This is a genomic window from Wolbachia endosymbiont (group A) of Clivina fossor, from assembly GCF_964026865.1.
GTDB lineage: Bacteria > Pseudomonadota > Alphaproteobacteria > Rickettsiales > Anaplasmataceae > Wolbachia.
The window spans coordinates 665,028-686,967 of record NZ_OZ034707.1 but is presented as its reverse complement, the minus strand read 5'-3'; the positions used below and the strand labels follow the sequence as shown (position 1 = coordinate 686,967).

19 protein-coding genes and 1 pseudogene are annotated in these 21,940 nt (G+C 36.5%); 10 read left to right on the top strand and 10 right to left on the bottom strand.

The window, feature by feature from the left end:
- Window position 1: 1 nt before the first annotated feature.
- Complete coding sequence (locus tag AAGD99_RS03590; RefSeq protein ID WP_341822613.1) at window positions 2–1,627, bottom strand: penicillin-binding protein 2; 1,626 nt, start codon at window positions 1,625–1,627, stop codon at window positions 2–4.
- 20 nt (window positions 1,628–1,647) lie between these two features.
- Here AAGD99_RS03590 and ispH point away from each other — a divergent pair, with 20 nt between their 5' ends.
- The gene (ispH, locus tag AAGD99_RS03585; protein WP_341823202.1) at window positions 1,648–2,577 is read left to right on the top strand and encodes a 4-hydroxy-3-methylbut-2-enyl diphosphate reductase; all 930 of its coding nucleotides are present in this window, start codon (window positions 1,648–1,650) and stop codon (window positions 2,575–2,577) included.
- 1,469 nt (window positions 2,578–4,046) lie between these two features.
- Here ispH and AAGD99_RS03580 read toward each other — a convergent pair.
- Window positions 4,047–5,024, bottom strand: coding sequence for a quinone oxidoreductase (locus tag AAGD99_RS03580; protein ID WP_341822612.1), 978 nt, complete (start codon window positions 5,022–5,024; stop codon window positions 4,047–4,049).
- A 147-nt stretch (window positions 5,025–5,171) separates the two neighbouring features.
- Here AAGD99_RS03580 and AAGD99_RS03575 point away from each other — a divergent pair, with 147 nt between their 5' ends.
- Together AAGD99_RS03575 and AAGD99_RS03570 are read left to right on the top strand one after the other, a co-directional pair.
- On the top strand, window positions 5,172–5,900 hold the full coding sequence (locus AAGD99_RS03575) for an ankyrin repeat domain-containing protein (protein ID WP_341822611.1): 729 nt from the start codon (window positions 5,172–5,174) through the stop codon (window positions 5,898–5,900).
- Between the two features lie 577 nt (window positions 5,901–6,477).
- Window positions 6,478–7,492, top strand: a protein-coding gene (locus tag AAGD99_RS03570) for an IS630 family transposase (RefSeq protein WP_341822214.1) whose coding sequence is annotated in 2 segments (ribosomal slippage) — window positions 6,478–6,942 and window positions 6,944–7,492 — 1,014 coding nt in all. Because the reading frame shifts where the segments join, the coding sequence is not laid out codon by codon here.
- 216 nt (window positions 7,493–7,708) lie between these two features.
- Here AAGD99_RS03570 and AAGD99_RS03565 read toward each other — a convergent pair.
- The 3 genes from AAGD99_RS03565 to rlmB form a co-directional block, all read right to left on the bottom strand.
- On the bottom strand, window positions 7,709–8,245 hold the full coding sequence (locus AAGD99_RS03565) for a cytochrome c oxidase assembly protein (RefSeq protein WP_253307274.1): 537 nt from the start codon (window positions 8,243–8,245) through the stop codon (window positions 7,709–7,711).
- On the bottom strand, window positions 8,246–8,968 hold the full coding sequence (locus AAGD99_RS03560) for a Bax inhibitor-1/YccA family protein (RefSeq protein WP_264688029.1): 723 nt from the start codon (window positions 8,966–8,968) through the stop codon (window positions 8,246–8,248).
- An 80-nt stretch (window positions 8,969–9,048) separates the two neighbouring features.
- Window positions 9,049–9,813 (bottom strand): 23S rRNA (guanosine(2251)-2'-O)-methyltransferase RlmB, encoded by a 765-nt coding sequence (gene rlmB / locus AAGD99_RS03555; protein ID WP_341822610.1) that lies wholly within the window; start codon window positions 9,811–9,813, stop codon window positions 9,049–9,051.
- 92 nt (window positions 9,814–9,905) lie between these two features.
- On the opposite strand from rlmB, the gene AAGD99_RS03550 reads away from it, so the two are divergent.
- Window positions 9,906–10,400, top strand: a complete 495-nt coding sequence (locus AAGD99_RS03550) for a Smr/MutS family protein (protein WP_341823201.1) — start codon at window positions 9,906–9,908, stop codon at window positions 10,398–10,400.
- A gap of 661 nt (window positions 10,401–11,061) precedes the next feature.
- Here the strand turns inward: AAGD99_RS03550 and AAGD99_RS03545 are convergent.
- From AAGD99_RS03545 to rpmF, 3 genes are read right to left on the bottom strand one after another with little or no spacing between them, the layout of a single operon-like run.
- Window positions 11,062–12,018 carry a beta-ketoacyl-ACP synthase III gene (locus AAGD99_RS03545; RefSeq protein WP_341822609.1) on the bottom strand — a complete coding sequence of 319 codons (957 nt, stop codon included), beginning with the start codon at window positions 12,016–12,018 and terminating at the stop codon, window positions 11,062–11,064.
- Window positions 12,011–13,048 carry a phosphate acyltransferase PlsX gene (gene plsX, locus AAGD99_RS03540; protein ID WP_253310008.1) on the bottom strand — a complete coding sequence of 346 codons (1,038 nt, stop codon included), beginning with the start codon at window positions 13,046–13,048 and terminating at the stop codon, window positions 12,011–12,013. Before plsX ends, AAGD99_RS03545 begins: the two co-directional genes overlap by 8 nt.
- Before the next feature lie 10 nt (window positions 13,049–13,058).
- A complete protein-coding gene (rpmF, locus tag AAGD99_RS03535) occupies window positions 13,059–13,241 on the bottom strand; it encodes a 50S ribosomal protein L32 (protein ID WP_010962967.1) in 183 nt (60 codons plus the stop codon).
- A 331-nt stretch (window positions 13,242–13,572) separates the two neighbouring features.
- Here rpmF and AAGD99_RS03530 point away from each other — a divergent pair, with 331 nt between their 5' ends.
- The 5 genes and pseudogenes from AAGD99_RS03530 (at window position 13,573) to AAGD99_RS03510 (ending at window position 18,341) form a co-directional block, all read left to right on the top strand.
- On the top strand, window positions 13,573–14,355 hold the full coding sequence (locus AAGD99_RS03530; protein WP_341822608.1) for an ABC transporter permease: 783 nt from the start codon (window positions 13,573–13,575) through the stop codon (window positions 14,353–14,355).
- Window positions 14,348–15,052, top strand: coding sequence for an ABC transporter ATP-binding protein (locus AAGD99_RS03525; protein WP_264688025.1), 705 nt, complete (start codon window positions 14,348–14,350; stop codon window positions 15,050–15,052). Before AAGD99_RS03530 ends, AAGD99_RS03525 begins: the two co-directional genes overlap by 8 nt.
- 142 nt (window positions 15,053–15,194) lie before the next feature.
- Window positions 15,195–15,692, top strand: coding sequence for a hypothetical protein (locus tag AAGD99_RS03520; protein WP_341822607.1), 498 nt, complete (start codon window positions 15,195–15,197; stop codon window positions 15,690–15,692).
- Between the two features lie 73 nt (window positions 15,693–15,765).
- A complete protein-coding gene (gene dxr / locus AAGD99_RS03515; RefSeq protein WP_341822606.1) occupies window positions 15,766–16,938 on the top strand; it encodes a 1-deoxy-D-xylulose-5-phosphate reductoisomerase in 1,173 nt (390 codons plus the stop codon).
- 243 nt (window positions 16,939–17,181) lie between these two features.
- Window positions 17,182–18,341, top strand: a pseudogene (locus AAGD99_RS03510) (transposase).
- A 509-nt stretch (window positions 18,342–18,850) separates the two neighbouring features.
- Here the strand turns inward: AAGD99_RS03510 and AAGD99_RS03505 are convergent.
- On the bottom strand, window positions 18,851–19,702 hold the full coding sequence (locus tag AAGD99_RS03505; protein WP_341822605.1) for a hypothetical protein: 852 nt from the start codon (window positions 19,700–19,702) through the stop codon (window positions 18,851–18,853).
- Between the two features lie 80 nt (window positions 19,703–19,782).
- A complete protein-coding gene (locus AAGD99_RS03500; RefSeq protein ID WP_341822604.1) occupies window positions 19,783–21,186 on the bottom strand; it encodes an NAD(P)H-dependent flavin oxidoreductase in 1,404 nt (467 codons plus the stop codon).
- 166 nt (window positions 21,187–21,352) lie between these two features.
- Here AAGD99_RS03500 and coaE point away from each other — a divergent pair, with 166 nt between their 5' ends.
- Window positions 21,353–21,940 carry a dephospho-CoA kinase gene (coaE, locus tag AAGD99_RS03495; RefSeq protein ID WP_341822603.1) on the top strand — a complete coding sequence of 196 codons (588 nt, stop codon included), beginning with the start codon at window positions 21,353–21,355 and terminating at the stop codon, window positions 21,938–21,940.

Below are 21,940 nucleotides of genomic sequence, written 5' to 3'. Positions count from 1 at the left end.
TTTACATCTCAGGTGTAACATTTAGTATAGGTGCTATTCTATTTATAATGTTCTTTACTATAGGCGCAGCAATTATTCCCCCGGTATGGTGTATCCCTTGAGGTTCATCAATAGCAATTAGCACTATATACCTTGGGTCAAGCATAGTTAGCACTCCTATAAATGACGCTATGTTTGCATCTTTGCTATATTTACCATCTACAACTTTTTCCGCCGATCCAGTCTTTCCCCCTATTGAATATGCCTTTATTTTTGCTTTTCTGCCAGTGCCATCTGTTACTGCTGCGCGTAATAATTTTCTCATTTTCCTGGAAGTTCTTCTTGAGATAATTTGCTCTCCTATACTTCTTTTATTCAACATCAAGGTTGCGTTATGAAATATCCCATTGTTGATTAATGCTGCTGCAGTTTGTGCAAGATGTATAGGAGTTACAGCTATGCCATAACCATAAGATGCTGTTATTAAAGTGTTTTCACTCCATTTATCCGGGATTATCGGTGTAGATTTTTCTGGTATTTCTATTTTCAAAGGAGAAAATAGCTTCATAGCTTTAAAGTATTCTACTTGTTTTTCAATACCTAATTTAACTGCAATTTTTGCTGCACCAATGTTGGATGATTTCACAAATATATCTCGCACAGTGATTTCCGGAATCTTAAATTCATGAAGATCATAAATTTTATATTTCCCAATAGTGATTGGCTTTGACACGTCATATAAATCATCAATTTTTACAACGTTTGCATCAAGCGCTGCGGCTATTGTAAAGAATTTTAATACCGACCCCATCTCATACACCCCAAGACTGGCGCGATTAAACTTTTGTACGTCTTCTGCCTTATTCTGTAGGTTGGGGTTAAAATCAGGCAGACTGACCATTGAGATGACTTCACTATTTCTCACATTTAAAACAATTCCTACTCCGCCGAGTGCCTGATATCTGCTTACAGCTTTAGTTAGCTCTTCATGCACTATGCTTTGCACTCGTGTATCTAAGGATAGTTGAATACCCTGGTAAGGTGTTATTCCAGCGCGTAATGCTGGAATCCACGTATTTTTTTTCTGGACCCCAGTGTCAGCTACTTGGATAACAGAATGTTGTTTGTTTTTACTTATATATGCTTCAACTCCTGCAATACCGTTGCCATCTATGTCAGTGTAACCAAGCACGTGTGAAAATAAATTACTGTGAGGATATATACGTTTTACATCGTTATAGAAGTTTATTCCTGGCACGCCGGCATTTTTTATTGCTAACAGTTCTTTTGGAGTCAAGTGCCGCTTTACCCAAGCAAATTTCTTTTTTGAAGTAAGTACTCTATATGAATTCTCGTATTCAAGATCATTCAAAATAGAACACAGTTGTGCTGCTATACTTTCCGGATTCTTTACTTTGGTTGCATCTGTATATAGTGATGTTGTGGGCACATTTGTTGCTATTACCACTCCATTTCTATCTAAAATATCAGGTTGTTTATATACTGTATTATCTTTTCTAAAATTTTCTGAAGTAGTAGGTTGATCAAATGTTAAAGAGAATATGCGAAAAATAATTATTATATAAAACATAAATAATGGTACTATAAAACACAGTGAGCGGAGCTTATTTTTAAGTAATGCTTGCATATTTACTTGATTTGACAAAAATGGAAATTATCTTAGCTGAGCCGCGAGGTTTTTGTGCCGGGGTAAAAAGAGCTGTGGACATATTAGCTATTACTTTAGAAAAATACAAAAACAAGTGCCAAGTTTATGTGCTACACGAAATTGTTCACAATAAATATATAGTAGAGGACTTTAAGAGACAAGGAGTGGTTTTTGTGAACAGTATCGAGGAAATTGAAGATAATGGAGGAATACTGATCTTCAGCGCGCACGGAGTATCAAAAAATATAGAAGATAAGGCAAAAAGAAAGGGTATTCAAGTGATTGATGCAACATGTCCTTTAGTCAGCAAAGTGCATAAAGAGGCAAAAAGGTATGAAAACAGTGGTAAAGAATTAATTCTCATTGGGCATGAAAACCATCCAGAAGTTAAGGGAATTAGAGGAAGAGTAAATAATCCTATCATTTTAGTGCAAACTGTGCAGGACGTACGCAATTTAAAAGTTAAAGATCCAGATAATTTATCTTATGTTACACAAACCACGTTAAGCATCGACGATACCCGTGAAATTATTGTTGCCCTGAAGCTCAGGTTTCCAAGCATAACAGGTCCAGATTTAAAGGACATATGCTATGCAACGCAAAACAGACAAAATGCTGTTAAAAAGCTAGCTGAAATTGTAGACATGGTGTTAGTTGTAGGAAGTAAAAATAGCTCAAATTCAAACCGCTTATTAGATCTGTGCACTGCCAGAGGAAAAAGAGCCTACTTAATTGATAATTACAGCTGTGTGAATAAAAGCTGGTTTCATGGCGTAGAAAAGATAGGAATCACTGCAGGTGCTTCTGCTCCTGACATATTGGTTGATGAATTAATGGACTACCTAAAAGTAAACCTGAGTGTAAAAATTTCAGTTATGCCAGGTGGTATTATTGAAAATGTTCAGTTTAAAATACCGAATCTGGTTTAAAACACAACTTATCTACTAAGCTTCTCTTGAAATCACACAAATCAGCATCTATAGCTAAGACGTCATACCGCGATTCATTAGACTTCTTGTATAACCTTATAACAAACTTTTATTGGGAATAGAAACGAAAAACTTACTTGACAAACTCCGCCAGCCCCCTTATCATGAAACTGAAGGTATTCAGTTATCTTCATCTGTGCAGATTAAACAGCAAAAAAACAACGTAGTTGGCGTCTTATTTTTAATTTTTTGCACTATGTGCACCTTATGTCTTCACAATACTTCTAGGTTTTTACCTATATAAGCTGAAACGCGCTTATAAGTCGTTTAAGACAGTATAGTACGCCAATTTGCAGGATTAGAGAGTGAACACTAATTACCACGGGGTTTCTTTTGCCTTTTTTTCTGCTTAGTAAATTTCTTAAACATTTAAGCTAAGGTTAGTTGCACTTAAAAGCAGCTAAATTGCAGTGTTTAAGGCTTAAAAAACGCCAATACTGAAAATAGATATTAACCGGGGCTTCTTTTGCCTTTTTTTTCGTTTGGTAAATTTCTTAACGTTTGTAGCTAAAGTAACTTAGGTTCACCGACAACCGTCATCCCGCTACTTGTTAGCGGGATCTATGCTAAGAGATACCGCGGCGGTATGACGTAGGACTGCTGTCATTCCGGTGCTCCTTTTTTTGTCATCCAAGTAGCTGACACTGGGATCTAGCCTTTATTATTTGGTTGAAATTAAGTCTTCTGGATCCCAATGTCAGCTACTTTCATGACATCATCATAAAGTAAAATGAGATCCCAGTGTCACGCACTGGGATGACAAAAGAAGGTACTAGCCTGACAACCGTCATCCCGCTACTTGTTAGCGGGATCTATGCTAAGAGATACCGCGGCGGTATGACGTAGGACTGCTGTCATTCCGGTGCTCCTTTTTTTGTCATCCAAGTAGCTGACACTGGGATCTAGCCTTTATTATTTGGTTGAAATTAAGTCTTCTGGATCCCAATGTCAGCTACTTTCATGACATCATCATAAAGTAAAATGAGATCCCAGTGTCACGCACTGGGATGACAGGAGAAGGTACTAGCCTGACAACCGTCATTCCGCTACTTGTTAGCGGGATCTATGCTAAGAGATACCGCGGCGGTATGACGGTTCGTGGTAGTATGACGGTTCGCGGCGGCATGACGGTTCGCGGTGGCATGACGATAAGCTCGTCATCCCGCTACTTGTTAGCGGGATCTGGAGATACCGCAGTGGTATGACGTAGGAAAACCTAAGCTATACTTTTATAACCCAATCAAAATCCTGGATCCCGCTAACACGTAGCGGAATGATGGTTTTTCAAATCGTCGGTAAGCCTAAGTCAGTTTAGCTATATGCTTTTAATTCCCCCAAAAGGAGAATTAAATATGTGAAGTTCTAGTTGATATGATTTAATGAATGGTTAGTTTAAATTACTAATTTATTTAAGAGATTTTGATAATATTTAACCCACTCGCTTTTCTATTTTCCATATCGCGATGAGCTTGAATTGTTTCATCAAATTTATATTTTTTATTGATCCGTACAGTTAAAAGTTTTTTTCTTATCATCTCGAAGATTTCCATTGTGGTAAGCACTAATGTGAATCTATCATGCTTATAATGGTATATTGAGGTTCCAGTTGCAAATAACGAACGTGAACTAAGTAAAGAAAAACTAATAGGAGCGTTACCTGATATCTGCCCATAGGAAACGTATATGCCGAACCTGCCTAAAGATTCAAAAGAAAGCTTGCTTGTAGCGTAACCTATAGGGTCATACACTGCACCTACTCCTCTGTTTTGCGTAATCTCCATAACTTTAGAAACGAAGTCTTTATCATTGTAGTTTATTGCGTATGTGCAGCCACTTTGTAAAGCTATCTTCATTTTTTCATCAGAGCTTACAGAACCTATCACTACACCTTTTTTATCCTTTGCCCATTGGCATATTATTTGTCCTAAGCCACCATTAGCCCCATGAACTAGCACGAAAGCACCAGGCCTAACTTTATAAGATTGATTAACTAAATAGTGAGCTGTCATACCTTTAAACAGCACTGCAGCAGCAACTTCATCAGATATGTCATCTGGAATTTTTATCAGATATTTCTGGTGTATAATGCGCTTTTCACAATATGCCCCTGGAGGAGCTGTGCAATATCCAACTCTGTCTCCAACTTTGAATCCATCACTGATTTTTTTACCAAGTTTTTCAATAACCCCAACTGCTTCCACTCCAAGCACTGATGGTAAATTTTTAATTTTGCGTGTACCTTTTCTGTGCTCTAAATCATAACGATTTAAGCCGATAGTTGTATGACGTATTAAGACTTCCTCGCCTTTTGGCTCACCTATATTCTTATCTACAAATTCTAATACTTCTGGTCCCCCAGTTTTTTTAATTTGTATAGCTCTAACCATGATGAATGTAAGATAAAAACTTTCATTATGTTATCTAACAATTAATATTTTGCAAAGTTATTGTTTCCACAATTAACAAGCTTGACTTTTTTATCAAATATCTCTATATTTTAAATAAGCTATTTAAACAATTAGAGAGTATAAATTATGTTAGGTAGAAGAGATAGATATATTAATAGGTATATTGCTCTTTGTGAGATATTTAAGAAAATAAGCAATAATATAAAAACATATAATGTAATAGAGTTAATAAAAAGCAAGTTAGAAGAAGGCAAAGAGTATAGTCAAAGCTGCAGTGATTTATTTGAGTTATGGAAAGCTGGAAATTTTGCAATTGACCATGAATTTCGTGTGCAAAATGATGGCAAAGATCCAGATGCCAGAAAACTCTTAGATATAGCTATCAACTCTAAATACCTTAACGTGGCAGAAGCTTTAGTAAGAGCTGGAGCGGACATTAAGCCAAAAAAAAATGGATTTACCTATCTACATACAGCTTTTTTTATACCATCTCCAAACCTTTTTAAGACTCTCATGGAGAGAAAAATAATCATTACCTCTAATGAGCAAGCATGTGCCATTTTAGAAGGTTTTACTAACTTTTCCCTCGACCAATTTTCACCAAATAAAGAGAATGCTGAAAGAGCTGAAAGTCAGATAAAATGTGTCAAGATGCTAATTGATTACATATTAGAAAAAAATCCCAACATAGAAATGTCAGATTCTGTAAAAAATAATAAGGAGTTGGCTAAGTATTGGAATGCTTGTGAAGCAAATAATAAAAGATGGGTATTGGTTGATTCAGCAACACCAAGCACTGAAACACAAGTAGTCAGTGTGCAAAAAGAAAACAAGAGCTCCTGCTCAATTCAATAGATCTGTTGCATAACTATTATTTGAATAACAACGCACTCCTTCTATAGCTAACACGTCATACCGCCGCGGTATCCCATAGATCCCGCTAACAAGTAGCGGGATGACGAGGTTTACCTTATCGGATTGTTTCAACACGTCATACCGCCGCGGTATCTCAAAGCATAGATCCCGCTAACGGGTAGCGGGATGACGAGGTTTACCTTATCGGATTGTTTCAACACGTCATACCGCCGCGGTATCTCAAAGCATAGATCCCGCTAACGGGTAGCGGGATGACGAGGTTTACCTTATCGGATTGTTTCAACACGTCATACCGCCGCGGTATCTCAAAGCATAGATCCCGCTAACGGGTAGCGGGATGACGAGGTTTACCTTATCGGATTGTTTCAACACGTCATACCGCCGCGGTATCTCAAAGCATAGATCCCGCTAACGGGTAGCGGGATGACGAGGTTTACCTTATCGGATTGTTTCAACACGTCATACCGCCGCGGTATCTCATACCAATTCCTAAAAATAAATAGACGAATAAAGAAAAATTTCTAAAATAGAATAATTTAAGAATTAGTGGGGAGTTATGGCAGGAAAAAGTAAAGCAATAGGAGAAGAATTATATAATAAGTGTAACCTGGAATTAAAGAAGCACGGCATAAGAGGAGAGATAGGAAGAAGATTACAGGCAATAATATCTGCAAAAGAATATGGAATAACAAAAGTTGCTCAAATATACCGAATTACTAGAACTACATTGATGAAGTGGATTACAAGATTTAAGGAAGGAGGAGTCAATGCGTTTAAAATACAACCAGGACGTGGAGTAAAGCCGAAGTTGAGCTACAAGCAGCAAGAAGAAATTAAAAATGTCATAGCAGAAGAAGGAGCCAACCTAACGGCTAAGAAATTAAAAATCATAATTGAGAAAATGTTTTCTATTGAGGTAAGTAAGTCTACAGCACATAGACTGATGCAAAAGTTAGGTTTTTCGTATATTACTCCAAGGCCTGTGCACAATAAACAGGATAAAAATAAACAAGAAGAGTTTAAAAAAAAATCTTAATGAAACTATTGTCACGTATCCCGAAAAAGAGCTATTTTTCTTCGATGAGTCGCGGTTTGGCACACATTCAAAGATTGGACACGGGTGGTTTAAAAAAGGCATTAGGACACAGGTTAAGGTAAAATTAGGTAGGCAAAACTTTTATCTCTATAGTGCAGTTAATCCTAGAAATGGAGAGAGTTCTAGCTTATTCGTACCAAACGTCAATACTGATTGTATGAATATATTCCTTGAGCAGATGTCACAATATTTAGGAACAAGGGAGGCATTTCTTGTTGTGGATTGTGCAGGATGGCATAGATCCAAAGGTTTAAAAATACCACAAAATATTACCTTAATCTATTTACCTCCATATTCACCAGAGTTAAATCCAGTAGAGCGTTTATGGCAATATTTGAAAGACAATCTCATTAAAAATAGAATATATGACTCTGTTAGTTTATTGGAGGATACTGTATGTGCATTCATTCGTAATATTACGGAAAGTTCGATCAAAACCATTTGTTCTGTGAGTTATTTGCCTACTTATTTATGAGATTTGGTATCAAAGCATAGATCCCGCTAACAAGTAGCGGGATGACGAGGTTTACCTTATCGGATTGTTTCAACACGTCATACCGCCGCGGTATCTCAAAGCATAGATCCCGCTAACGGGTAGCGGAATGACAGTTTTTCAAATTGTCGGTAAATCTAAGTCAGTTTAGCTATAGCTATAGCTCACGCTGCTTGGGTGGACAATAGAAAAAGTTTGTTACTTAAGCTTAAAAAACGTGTATGATAGCGTTATTTCACTTAAATCTTTTGTATTACTATCAAGCATTATCTCAGGATCTATATAGAAAGATACGGGCATAGCTGCTTTTTGTTTTGGTAGCAACATTTGTTCTTCAAAACAAAAGCATGCAACTTTATTAAAATACTTACCTGCTTTGAAAGGCGTAACGTTATATACTGCCATACCAAATGAAAGATGATCAGATAGATTTTTTGCGTAATAAAATGCTAAACTTTGTTCTCCTATGTTTACGTCAACGTAGTTAGTTTCTGATTTAAATTCCCAAGGTAGATCGGACATTATATCAGCATTGAAGTGGACCCTGATTTTTTGGTCAGTTGCACTTATTGTTGCATTAGTTACTTTTCTTGTTGTGCCACCATACCCGGTAGCTTTACAGAAAATGCTATATAATGGTACCGATGCATATGCAAGACATAGCATCAACACGACTAAAGATATTAAAAAGAAAACTATAGAATTCTTACTACCTTTCCTTAAAAAGGAAAACATCTAGTCCCTATTATTGAACAAGTTAAGTAACCTGAGTAGATTGAGAAATATGTTAATAAAGTTAAAATAAAGATCAGTTGCACCCAGTATTGCCAATTTAGTAGTAGCGACTTCTGATCCGTCGTTATATTTATAATAAACGTCCTTGATTCTTTGAGCATCATACGCAGTCATTAAGGTAAAGACTATTACTGATATGAACGATATTGCAAAGTAGAGAGGACTACTTCCAAGGAATAAATTTACTATGGATGCTATAATTATCCCCAAGACTCCCATAATCAAGAAAGAGCCCATACTTGTAAGATCTCTTTTTGTGGTATTACCATATAAAGCCATAGAGCCAAACATAATTGATGTAATGAAAAACGCTCTTGCTATATTTTCTGCAGTATAAACTATAAAAATATAAGATAAGGAAAGCCCCATTAACACTGAGAACGAGAAAAATATAGTAACGGCAGACTGAGCACTTAGGTGTTGAATTCTATACCGCATATAGATCACCAATGCAGCTGGAGAGAATATTATCACAAGCGACAGAACAGGATTAGAATGAATTACCTGAAAAAGACCAGAAAATACCGTTAGAAACGCAACAAGCCCTGTAACGCCTAAAGCTAAAGCCATGTAATTATATACTTTAGTTAGGTAACTTCTGAGCCCAGCGCTATAATAAACGCCCTGAGAGCGGATATCCTGTTCATTTCTCATGTAAGACATAAATATAACTCCTTTTGTCCATTATTTAACACATTATAATATAAAACCACATTTTTATCAAGTATTTTTATTATAAACAGTTATGTGCTGGCATTTGTTTTAATATAAATAGAATATAGGCCTATTGCTGCTGCATTTGAAACATTTAAACTGTTAATTGCATTTGACATTGGGATTTTTAAAAGATAATCACAATTTTCTTTAACTAACCTCCGCATTCCTTTCTCTTCAGAACCAAAAATAATTACTCTTTTTTTCTCAAAGCTCTTTATTTCATCTATATTTTCTTTAGCATTGCAATCAAACCCGTAACACCAGTAGCCGACCTTTTTTAAATACTGCATAGTTTTTACTATATTTGTAACGTATATTAGCGGAACAATATCCAATGCTCCACTTGCTGCTTTTGCAATAGATGCATTTTCACTCGGTGAGTGGTTATGTGGTAAAACCAATGCGTTGACATTAAAACAAGCTGAAGTTCTTAAAATTGACCCAATATTGTGCGTGTCAGTGACTTGATCTAAAATGACTATAGTAGAGCTGTCGTTTGAGCTTTCAGCTACTTCTTCGATGCTTAAGTTACAAAGAATAGGGGCAACATTTAAAGCAATTCCTTGATGGTTAGCACCTTTAGATAAAACGTCATTAAGTATTTTGTTTTCTACTAATCGAACTTTAATGCCCTTACTATTTACACATTGCCTAATTTCTTTTTCATGTTCTCTATAGAAATTTTCTGTTACTAACAGTTCTATACACCGCCTATTTTTATTCTTCAGTGCTGACATGCAGGTGTGCTTTCCATACAGCCAAAAATTCTCATTAGTTTTTGACGATTTCATCGTATTATCGAAAATCTGATTTTTATAGAATAAGCAACATTTTACTATGTTTGGATATTGTTGTAAAATTATACAATTCGATTAATGCGTTTATGTCGGACGATGAGTTGGATTGGCAAAAAAATGTTAAGCCAATAGAATGTGGAAAAGTTACTTTGAAAGTTAATCATAAAGTAAATATAAAGTCTATGGTTGATAAAGGTACCTCCGACTTACAAAGGAATTTTTTTAATACCAATAATGGTAACTCATCATTTTGTCTTGACCAAAACACAAAATCAAAAGTTGATAGGGGTAAATATTTTATAAGCGATAAGCTCGATTTGCACGGCTATAGTATAGAGGATGCTTACTGTAAATTGATAGATTTTATTATCAAAAATTATCGAGCAGGAAATAGATGTTTATTGGTAATTACGGGATACGGCAGTGCAACAAATAAAACAGACACTATAAAGAATAACTTAAATAAGTGGTTAAATGATACTAAAATCCAGCATATGGTTCTATACTACCAGCAAGCTACGAAAAAACATGGTGGTAAAGGGGCTTTTTATGTTTTATTAAAAAGGCTTAGGCCCTATTAGCTGCTTAAGTTTCCTTTTAAGCCTTAATTTTTCTTATATAGCCATATAAAAACCAGTGTTCGGCAGCGCGTTACGCACAATTGTACAAACATTGTAGCCGTTATTCAAGTAGCCCGCAGAAACGAAAAACTTCCTTGACAAACTCCGCCAGCCCCCTTATTATGATAATAAGGGTATTTATGACTCAAAACTTGTTTTTGACCTGCAGGCTCAATGACAAAATTCAGTAAAAAACTTAGGGTATTTTTTGGCGGATTACATAAAATTATAGCGGCTGCATGTCTTTTAAATTTTTTCTACATTCAGCCAAAACGCGCTTAAACTAAGCGTCAGCACATTATTACAGCGCCACTTACAGTAATATAGAGTCAAAACTCGCACCACGGGAGTTCTTTGCCTTTTTTTTCATTTGGTAAATTTCTTAATGTTTGTAGCTAAAGCAATTTGAGAGACCGAAAATGGTGTCATTCCAGCGCGTGACGCTGGAATCTAGTCTTTATTATGCAGCCACTTGTTTAAAGTTAAGTTTTCTGGATCCAAGTAGTCAAGCTACTCGGATGACACCCTCCTGATGGGCCCAAATCACAATGTTCATACAGTTATGCTGTGCCCTATGGTGTGATGTTCTACGAGTTGGGTAACAGGAGGTAATGCAAGAAGTCTAATAGCGCAGCAACACGGAACCCCATGTGAGACCTGCACCTATTGCAATCAGCAGTACCAGATTTCCTGATTTTATTTTTGATTCTTGTATTGCATAGTCTAAGGCCAGTGGAATTGACGCTGCTGAGGTGTTTGCATGCTTATCAACGGTATTAATCACTTTCTCTATAGGAAAATCTAATTTCTTTACTACTGCTTCAATAATACGAATGTTTGCTTGATGGGGAATTAACCAGTCAATATCAGTGATTTTCAAATTATTGCATCTTAGTGTTTCCTCTACTGAGGCTGTTAACTTATCCACTGCATGTTTAAACATTTCTCTTCCATTCATGCATATTTTTCCAGAATCATCAGTAGAGGATACCCCTCCGTTCGTACATAATATGTCCACATTGCCATCAGAGTGTAAGTTTGTTGATATGATGACGCTGCTACCCATTTCCGATTTTATTATCACTGCACCAGCACCATCACCAAAGAGTACACAAGTTGACCTATCTTCCCAGTCAACAATCCTAGACATTATTTCAGCACCAATAACGAGCGCATATTTAATTCTATTGTTAGATTTTATGAGCGAATCAGCAACTGTAACTGCATATATAAAACCAGAGCATGCTGCTTGTACATCAAAAGAAAATGCGTTTTTACATTTTAACTTACTTTGTACAATCGTTGCACAGCTAGGCAAAGTTTTATCAGGCGTTGTTGTTGCAACTATAATCAAGTCAATTTCATCTACTGAAATTTTAGCTTTTTCTATAGCACTTTTTGCTGCATTTACAGCTAGATCTGACGTTAATTCTCCTTCATCTGCTATATGCCTTTGAATTATTCCTGTTCTCTGCCTTATCCATTTATCGCTTGTCTCAACTATCGATGCAATTTCGTTGTTACTCAACGTTTTTCTTGGTAGATAAGATCCAGTGCTTAATATGAAACTTTTATTCAATATGACTTACCCCGTTAATTATCTTTTGATTTAAATTTTCACTAATTGCATTTACTGCAAATTTTATAGCATGGGCAAAAGAAATAGCATCAGAATTTCCATGACTTTTAATGATGATACCATTCAGCCCTAAAAACATAGCTCCACTTCTAATTTTGGGATTAAAACGCGTTAATGCTTTATTTAGTTTAGATTTTAACAATATACCAATAAGCATTTTCGCTATCCACGAGTTGAATACTTCCTGCTTTATTAGATTGATAAAAGTACTAGCGGTTGCCTCAGCTGTTTTGAGCATTACATTGCCAACAAAACCATCAGCAACAATCACATCTATATTACCCTCTAAAAATTCACTTGCCTCTATATACCCTTTGAAATTAATGCCTGGAGCGTTTTTAAGCAACTCAAAAGCGCCACGCACTGAGTCATTACCTTTAACTTCTTCTGTACCGATATTTAGCAAAGCAACCTCAGGATTGTCAATTTTTAGCGCTACTTTTGCAAATATACTTCCCATTAATGCAAATTGGAATAACGAATCGGCATTACAATCGACATTTGCACCAAGGTCAAGCAAAGCGAAGCTTTTTGTCTTAGTTGGACAGATAGAGACAATAGCAGGACGATAAATATTTGGTAATGTTCCTAAAATAAATCTGGAAATTGCCATCAACGCCCCGGTGTTGCCTGAAGATACCACTCCGAAAGCTTTACCTTCTTTCACTGCAACAATTGCAGCTTTCATACTTGAGTCTTTACGATGTCTCAGCGCAAAAGATGGCTTATCATTTGCAAGGACATTGTCAGAACAATGAGTAAACTCAGAATTGTTACTTACTTTTTTATATTTCAAAAGCAAAGGAGATACTTTTTCCTTATCTCCATAAATATGAAAAAGAACTTTAATGCCTGGGTCAACAAGATTATCCAAAAAAAAACCAGCACCCTGAATTACGGAAAGAGGCGCAAAATCGCCCCCCATAGCGTCAAGTGCAATAACTATGTGATTATTGACCGTAGGTAACATACCATAATAGTCATTCTGCCTGTTGCTTAATGAAAACTCGTTTTCCTTTGTAACTGCCATCTACTGCTACATTGTGAGGCAACATGAATTCTCCAGTTGTTGAACATACCACAACATTCTTAGGCTCAATAGCATGATGAGAACGATGCATATTACGCCTTGACTTCGACTTTTTTCTTTTTGGAACTGCCAAAACTTCCTCCATTCTACTACAAAATTCAATTTATTAATAACATGTTTTTTACAAGAAGTAAACAGGGATAATAAAATAAGTAAGGTTTGCTTATGTAATTGAGTCCTATAGCTAAAGTGGCTTAGGTTTACCTACAATTTGAAAAACCGTCATTCCGCTACTAGTTAGCGCCGCGGCGGTATGACGTAGGGAAACCTTTCTTGGGTTAAGCTTTAAATTAAAACATCAAGTATGTTGAACTTAAAACATATCTCAGCTATACTTTGCGATAAAGTTAATAAAAATTTTAATAAAATCAGTAAGACTAACCTCTAGCTAAAATGAATACAAAGTGAGCTTTTTTGATATAAATAGTGTTAGAATAATTGGTAGGTACTTTATCAATTTTTTGTTAAGGCTTGGTAGTGCATTCATATTTTTTATTCAATCTCTATACCACTGCTTTGTGCCACCATATTATTTTAGCAACGTAGCAAAACAAATTATAGAGATAGGCTTTTTCTCTCTGCCAATTGTTGGGCTCACTGAAGTTTTTATAGGAGCGGCGATAGTTTTACAAAGCAGCTTGAGTGACTCATTAATTAACCAAGAGCAGATAATACCCAAACTTGTTACGATCACTATCATTAAAGAGTTAGGACCAGTTTTGATCAGCTTAATAATGGTAGGGAAGGTTGGATCATCAATTGCAGCAGAAATTGGTACAATGCGCATCACCGAGCAAATAGATGCCCTTACAACTTTGAACATCAACCCTTTCAAGTATTTAATTGCACCAAGGATTTTAGCGTCAATCATAGTATTTCCCATACTTACAGTATGTGCAGATTTAATAGGAATATTTGGAGGATGTATCACTGCAGTCTTCGAATTTAACCACAATCTAAATATATACATTAAATACACAGCTCAATTCTTTAATATGTACGATTTTATTGTTGGGCTAATAAAAGCAATTGCTTTTGGCGCCATAATTTCTGTCTCAAGTTGCTATTACGGTTATCATTGCAAAGAAGGTGCACGAGGAGTAGGTGTTGCTACAACATCAACTGTTGTTTTATCGTCCATACTGATCATTTTAGCAAACTACATGATTACTTTGATACATGCGTAACCCCATAATATCAATATTGAACTTAAGCTTATCTTTTGATGATAGGACAGTACTAAAAGATCTAAGTTTCGATATATTAAAAGGGGAATCATTAGTCATACTTGGCGGCTCAGGAAGCGGCAAATCTGTACTAACAAAAACAATTATCGGCTTGCTTGCTCCAGACTCAGGGTCTGTTAAAATAAATAGTAAAAGCAAAAATAAATTTGGGGTTTTATTTCAAAATTCCGCTTTATTTGACTACGTTACAGTGTGGGAAAATATATCTTTTAATTATAAAAAGCGCTTTAATATCAGCAAAAAGGAGGCAAAACAGCTAGCAATCGAGAAGTTAAATGATGTTGGACTGGAGGAAAGCATAGCAGATATGTTTCCAATAGAGCTATCAGGTGGAATGAAAAAAAGAGTAGCACTTGCAAGGGCGATTGCACACAATCCAGAAATCATCGTATTAGATGAGCCAACTTCAGGATTGGACCCAATTATGTCAGATATAGTAAACGAGATAATAATAAAATTATCTAAAGATCTTAACACTACAATTATCACGATTACACATGATATTCATAGCGCATTTAAAATAGCTGATAAAATAGCAGTATTACATGAAGGGGAGATCATTTCCCATGGAACTGTTCAGGAAATACAAAATACTAATAACGAATATATAAAGAAATTCATTCGTTATATAAGGTAGCAGACATTGGAATTCGGATTTTTTCAAACTGGGTCCTATATAAGATGACAGAAATTGTTTGTATTAGCTATATTCAAAAGCTCTATTGATATTTTGCAATATTTGTGATAAAATAATAGCTTAAGGTTGAGAGTAAAAATTTATGAGTGAAGCTCAAGGTCCAAATATTGCAGAATGGCAAGCGCAGCAGCAACACCAAGAAGCCGCTGGTGAGAAAAGTGGTTTTGGTCTTGGTCATAGTGACTCTGTTTCAACAGTCGTGGATGGAATGAAATGGTTGTTCAACTTTCATGAAGGAGCAATTGCTGCTTATAGTAACGTGTTTGAAAGTTTGGTAAGTGGCAGTAGTTTAGTAACACTGTTTGGAAAATCAGGTAATATGTTTGGCATAAAATTTCTTGAAAGCCTTGGAGAACATTTTTCAGGTGGAGGTGGGGAAGATATGCCATCAGAAGGAATGGATATGGCTCATGGTGATGAGGGACCTCACTCAGATGATTACCCTCATGCCAATAATGAAATGGCTCATAATGCTGATGGTTTGCAAGACATGCATGATGCAGGTGATCACCATGGTCAATCTTTTTCACCTGGTCCTTCACCATCTGTTGGCGATGACCACGGACATGAACTTGGTTAAACGCTTAAAAACTGCTGAATAGTATGCGAGAAGACCTAATAAGAAAAGTTGCTATTGTTGTGAGTTTGTCTTAGTGAAAAAGGTTTCAGTTTTAGGATCAACAGGAAGTGTTGGAAAAAAGACTGTAGATTTGCTCTCAAGGAGAAAAGAAGAATACCAAGTGGAAGCACTAAGTGCCCATTCAGACTTTGCTCTACTGGCACACCAAGCAAAACTGCTGAATGCAAAATACGTTGCTATCTCCGATGAAAGGTTTTACAAAGATTTAAGAGAAAACCTACTTGGTACAGATGTAAAAATAGCAATTGGTGCTGAAGGTCTAGTAAATGTTGCTTCCCTACCCGTTGATCTCTCAGTTATTGCAATAGTTGGTATTGCAGGCCTTGGGCCAGTTATAGAAGTCATAGAAAGTGGCACTAAAGTCATTGCACTAGCGAACAAAGAAAGCATTGTTTGCGGTGGAAAGTTATTACTCAAAAAAGCTAAAGAAAAAAACGTACAAATAATCCCTATCGACTCTGAACACAACGCAATTTTTCAAGTTTTGCAAAATGACGACAAATGCGTAGAAAAGATCATACTTACTGTTTCTGGTGGACCATTCTTAAACTATAGTTCTGAGCAATTAAGAAATGTCACGGTAGATCAGGCGCTTAGTCACCCCACTTGGAATATGGGAAGGAAAATCTCAGTTGATAGTGCAACAATGATGAATAAGGCACTAGAGATAATAGAAGCACATAACTTGTTTAACATCAGCCCGGATAAAATTGAAGCAATAGTACATCCTGAGTCAATAGTACATGGAATTGTAACTTATAAGGATGGGTTCAACTTTGCTGTGCTTGCAGAAACTGACATGGCAATTCCTATTTCATATGCTTTGTCTTGGCCGGAAAGATCAGCTTTAAATCGTAAATTAGATTTAACAAAGCAAGGAAAATTGACCTTTCAAGAACCAGACCATAAGCGTTTTCCTGCGCTAAAGCTTAGCATGGCAGTGTTAAACTCTTCTGCTCCACAAACAAACAGTATTGTGCTCAATACTGCAAATGAAATAGCTGTTAATGAATTTTTGAAGTCACGAATTGGCTTTTTAAAAATAGTAGAGGTAGTGAAATCAACAATGGAAAGTTTTGATAGTTACACTGATATTAATTCACTATCTGATATAATAAATATTGATTGTGAAAGTCGTATTATTGCTAATAAAATTGTTGAAAGTAAAGTTGTTGCGTATAGCTAGAGTAATGTAACCAGACTGCATTCTGTGATTTTAGCAAAACACGATCTTTCATTTGAGCTTTCTTCAATTTAAAATAAATACAGAAACTAGCTATCTTCAAAAATATGGTTGAATAATTGTATCCGTTCAGGCAATGGCATCAACTTAAGGGATGTTAAGGAGTAAAATACTACAAGAGACAGCACTTTTGTTTCTATTTTATTGCAACAAAAAAGTTTAAAATGTGTCATTTTTAGGTGAGGCATGCAAAAAGGAAAAGATCTTATCTTACAAATTAAAAATGCAATATACTCGAAAACTTTTCAGAAAATCCATTGTGTTGAGTTTTACACGAACAAGAAAACTTCTTTTTTCGACAGTATTTTCTATAGTTAGTTAAAAAAAGTTTGGGAATAGAATGTGAACTTATGGAGCCATTGACATGTACCCTCAAAGCAAGCTTTTTCTAAAGCAAGGTATAAGATTTGCCATACAGGCTTTCAAGAATTTAAGCATCCAAACAGCCTATCAGGATGAACCTGAGTATGGAACTTGGAGAGGCTATAGACTTATTGCAGCAGATGGTTCTGGTATTCAGCTCTGAGGAAATTGTATCCGAGTTTGAACCAAATGGAACAACAGGCACCATTGGCAATTTGTTTGTTGATTTGTGTACTTCGCTGATTTGTAGTGCTCGTCTTGCGGCTTGGAATATAGGTGAACAAACGTTGGCGGAAGAGCAATTACCCGAAGTTATCACTCAAATGCGTTCATTAAATCAAGAGAAATTATTATTTATCTATGATCGTCTTCAGTAAAATTCATTCAGCAGCATGATGATTTGGAAGTAGATTTTATTTTTCGCTTGCAAAAAAGAAATTATAGCAAGCTATGGGAACGCTGGCGAATTAGATTTTGATTTTATATTGGAAAATGAAAAGCTAAAAAATAAAATGAAAGGACAGAAAGTAAGAGCTGACATTAGCCAACGGAGAAACAGAGGACTTCACTTTTTGATCGAGACTTTGGAAGATATCAGTAAAGCTTATGTATTAAGGTGGCACATAGAGGAGTGCTATAAACGACTCAAAGTAGGAGCAGAGTTAGAGAATTTTTCTGGAGAGGCTGTATTACAAGAATTTTGGGCAAACTTGGTCATGTGCAATATATTATCGCTTCATATGTGTGATGCACAAGGGCCTTGGAACCCAGATCAAATTGCTGAGTATCGTTTAAATTTTTCAGTTTTATTTGGTGTGATGAGACAGAAACTTTATCAAGTGCTTGTTGCACCAAAAGATTTTCAAGCCCTTTTTGATAGAGCAAGTATACGCGCTAAAGTTAAGATCCGACCGGGAAGATTGTATAGCCGCGATAAAGTAGATAAGCCTAAACGCCATCATGTCTTTAGGAGAGTTTGCTAATGTATGCTCTTAAGTTAACGCCATTGACTGTTCTCCCTCGTCATACCGCCGCGGTATCTCTAGATCCCGCTAACAAGTAGCGGGATGACGAGGTTATCGTCATGCCACCGCAGACCGTCATACCGCGATTCATTCGCGGTATCTCATCAGCTAACAAGCAGCGGGACGACAGCAGTACTACGTCATACTACCGCAAACCGTCATACCGCCGCGGTATCTCTAGATCCCGCTAACAAGTAGCGGGATGACGGTTGTCAGGCTAGCTGTCATCCCAGTGCCCAGACACTGGGATCTCATTTTACTCTATAATGGCAGTGCCTCTATGATGTAAGGAATCCAGTTTTTATGCAATCTCATCAAGAACGTTGTGTTTTAACGTAAGGTTGGCTACTTTTACACTCACTAACTTAGCTGGATCCCAGTGTCTGGGCACTGGGATGACGAGAAAGGAGCACTGGAATGACACCCTCCTGATGGGCCCAAATCAAAATGTTCGTACAGTTATGGGTTTAGCACGCCTTACAATTCTCAAACACCCTTCCCACATTAGAATTATTAAGTTCACTATAAGGAGGAGCGCTTGGAGGAGAGTAAGGAGGAGGTGGTCCATAATTCCTAACTGCTTCTTTAGCCTTCTCAATATTATCTGATTCTTTCTCATGCTTCATATGAAAAGCTAAATCACCAGCAAAACATACGAGAGAATTAACGCCAAGGATAACTAAACCCCACACTGGTAAGACTGGGTAAACAACACAAGCTACCAAAGCCGCTAAAGAAACAGCGCCAACCGCAAATTCTATATTCCTAAGCATCTTAAGCTTATTATCAAGATAATCTATTTTTTCTTCTTTTCTAGCCGCTTTTCTGCTGCTGTTATACCAAAAACACATACCAGCATGGAAAGCAACACACACAACTGCAGCTACCATACCTAAAGCTAATAGCTTTATACTGTCTTCCGAGTCTTCTTTCTTATCTTCTCTGCTTTGATGGCTACCACTACTGAAACCAGGGTTATTTATAACTGTAGTATGACCACCAAACAGGCTGCGAAGTAGTAAATAATCCCAAAAATCTAAACCTCTATCATTGTGTACATGTACGTGTGTAACCTGAGGGCCTGTAGGTTGCCTGTTATTCCCTGCGTTATATTGATTATTTCTGCTTTCTGTATTGCGTCTATTAGTTGAATTTAGACGTGTATGCTCTTTATACGCCTCTGCAAATGTATCCTCGTCCCAAGTTAAATTCCGTGTATTGTTAAAATACCGCAAAAACTCTTTAACATCACTGTTACCACCTGATTTCTTTATATAGGCTAACGCATACCTTTTTAAAACACTATCACTTGCTACCATAAATACCCTCTTAAGTTAAGACTAAATTAATAAATACTTATTATAACAAAGTAACGTCCTCTTGTCAACTTGAGCCTGACTCAATACCCAGTCAATATCCTTTCAAGCAGTTCTTTTACTGTTGGTATGTAGCCATTCTCATAAAACAGATCTTGCTTAAATTTGTACACGTTGTGCCCGGAAAACATGAGTTCATTTTCAATATCACCGTCATGTATGATGTTTTGCAGTGTTTTTTGTATGCAAAAACTACGTGGATCTGGCTTCCAACCCGTTGAGTGGTCACCATGATCCTTCCAATTGCTAAACAAACAATGGCTCAAACATCCCATACAATTGATTTGATCTTGTCTTATCTCTGCAAATTTGCCTGGCGTCACAAAAATAACAGTTGTATCTGGAGTTTTCATTGCTTCTGTATACCCTGCTTTAGTCCATGTATTTGCCAGCTCTTTGTCTTTTGAAGTAAGGTAGATCTTCCTACCTCTGCTACCCATTGCAAATTCACTACTAAATTCTTCGCTGGCATTTTCTGAAAACTTTATTTGACGTGAATTCCGTTTCTGCAACTCACATATGAAGTTATTTTTTACTGCAGATGAGTAAAACCCTGTTGGACTGAATTTATTTAAAAATACATCACCTTCTTCTAAAGTGAGTAGCTTCTTTTTCCACTCTGCAGAAATTGGGCTTTCTTTCGTCAAAAGTGGACGAGTGCCAAACTGAAAAGCTATTGGTCCAATTTGCAGATTGTCAAACCAATGTTCCCAATCTTTCAAATGCCACACTCCTCCTGCCATAACAATTGGTGTTTCTGAAAGACCGATCTCGTTCATGAAAGATCTAAGCTCTGCAACTCTTTCAAATGGAGCCTGTGGTAGCTCTGGGTCTTCACTGTTACTGAGTCCATTGTGCCCTCCAGCAAGCCATGGATCTTCATACACTACTCCACCAAGCAAACAGGAAGATATTCTTTGGTAAGTACGCTTCCATAATGCTTTAAAAGCACGCACCGATGAGACAATAGGGTAATAATAAACCTGATATTTAGCTGCAATTTCTCCAAGCCTATAAGGCATACCAGCACCGCAGGTAATACCATGAACTAAGCCTTTTGCTTTTTCTAATATGCCATGAAGCACGCGTTCTGCTGCTCCCATCTCCCAAAGCACATTCATATGTATTCTTCCATGACCTTTTGATATTTCATTCGCTATTTTTGCCTGACTGATTCCAGCTTTAATACTATACTCAATCAATTCACTGTGTTTTTCATTTCTTGTTTTGCCTTTGTAAATCAGCGGCACTAACTCACCATTATCATCAATAAGCTTAGCATTTGCACCAGAAAACGTACCCACAGCATTTGCTGCAGCAAATGCTCCACTTGACCTTCCATCACTGATTGCGATGCCTTTGCCGCCCTCAATGATTGGCCACACTTCCTTTCCTGAAATTACTATCTTTTTTATCTTATTTTTCAAAACTTCCTCGCAATCTTTCACTCTATTTTACTTAATTACTAAAAAAATAATAGCTGTTTATTTTTTCTTATATCATCAGAGCCTCTGCATAGCTAAATTTGGGTTTTGAGTAGACACAGCAGCTACTGTAATATAGTTTCGAAAGAAGTCTAATGTATTTTGCTATATGATCATAGGTCTAACAGGCGGAATTGGGGTAGGAAAGAGCTTTGTAGCTAATTGCTTTCAAGAGTTTGGTGCTGCTGTGTTTGATGCTGATTCTGTTGTACACCAACTTTATAAAGTGGATAAAAGCATAATAAGTTATGCAGAAGAAAATTTTCCTGGAGTGGTAGTAAATGGTGAAATAGGTAGAACAGTACTGTCTAAATATTTCTTAGCCTACGATGAAAATTGGAAACAATTTCAATCTTTGGTTCACTCTGCTGTGCTGCGTGAATTAGAATTTTTTATTGCCAAGGAAAAAAAGATCGATAGAAAGCTTTTAGTTTTAGATGTGCCACTTCTATTAGAAACAAAATTTCATTCATACTGTGACCTTATTATTTTTATCTATGCAGATAGCGTTGTGCAAGCTCAAAGACTTAACGAACGCAACATAGATAAAGAAAAGCTAAATTTAATCTTCAATGTTCAGTTATCTATTGAGGAGAAAAGGAAGATGAATGACTTTATTATCGACACCAGTGTAAGCAAAGAGTATGTTTTTTCTCAAATAAAAAAAATAGTGGATTCATTAAACCTCAACACGTAG

What these genes read in the sequence shown, in the direction of transcription:
- AAGD99_RS03520 (WP_341822607.1), top strand. Translation starts at nt 15,195, where the DNA reads ATGAGTGAAGCTCAAGGTCCAAATATTGCAGAATGGCAAGCGCAGCAG.
- ispH (WP_341823202.1), top strand. Translation starts at nt 1,648, where the DNA reads ATGGAAATTATCTTAGCTGAGCCGCGAGGTTTTTGTGCCGGGGTAAAA.
- AAGD99_RS03575 (WP_341822611.1), top strand. Translation starts at nt 5,172, where the DNA reads ATGTTAGGTAGAAGAGATAGATATATTAATAGGTATATTGCTCTTTGT.
- AAGD99_RS03505 (WP_341822605.1), bottom strand. Translation starts at nt 19,702, where the DNA reads ATGGTAGCAAGTGATAGTGTTTTAAAAAGGTATGCGTTAGCCTATATA.
- plsX (WP_253310008.1), bottom strand. Translation starts at nt 13,048, where the DNA reads ATGTTACCTACGGTCAATAATCACATAGTTATTGCACTTGACGCTATG.
- AAGD99_RS03560 (WP_264688029.1), bottom strand. Translation starts at nt 8,968, where the DNA reads ATGTCTTACATGAGAAATGAACAGGATATCCGCTCTCAGGGCGTTTAT.
- AAGD99_RS03525 (WP_264688025.1), top strand. Translation starts at nt 14,348, where the DNA reads ATGCGTAACCCCATAATATCAATATTGAACTTAAGCTTATCTTTTGAT.
- rlmB (WP_341822610.1), bottom strand. Translation starts at nt 9,813, where the DNA reads ATGAAATCGTCAAAAACTAATGAGAATTTTTGGCTGTATGGAAAGCAC.
- AAGD99_RS03550 (WP_341823201.1), top strand. Translation starts at nt 9,906, where the DNA reads ATGTCGGACGATGAGTTGGATTGGCAAAAAAATGTTAAGCCAATAGAA.
- AAGD99_RS03590 (WP_341822613.1), bottom strand. Translation starts at nt 1,627, where the DNA reads ATGCAAGCATTACTTAAAAATAAGCTCCGCTCACTGTGTTTTATAGTA.
- AAGD99_RS03580 (WP_341822612.1), bottom strand. Translation starts at nt 5,024, where the DNA reads ATGGTTAGAGCTATACAAATTAAAAAAACTGGGGGACCAGAAGTATTA.
- AAGD99_RS03565 (WP_253307274.1), bottom strand. Translation starts at nt 8,245, where the DNA reads ATGTTTTCCTTTTTAAGGAAAGGTAGTAAGAATTCTATAGTTTTCTTT.
- coaE (WP_341822603.1), top strand. Translation starts at nt 21,353, where the DNA reads ATGATCATAGGTCTAACAGGCGGAATTGGGGTAGGAAAGAGCTTTGTA.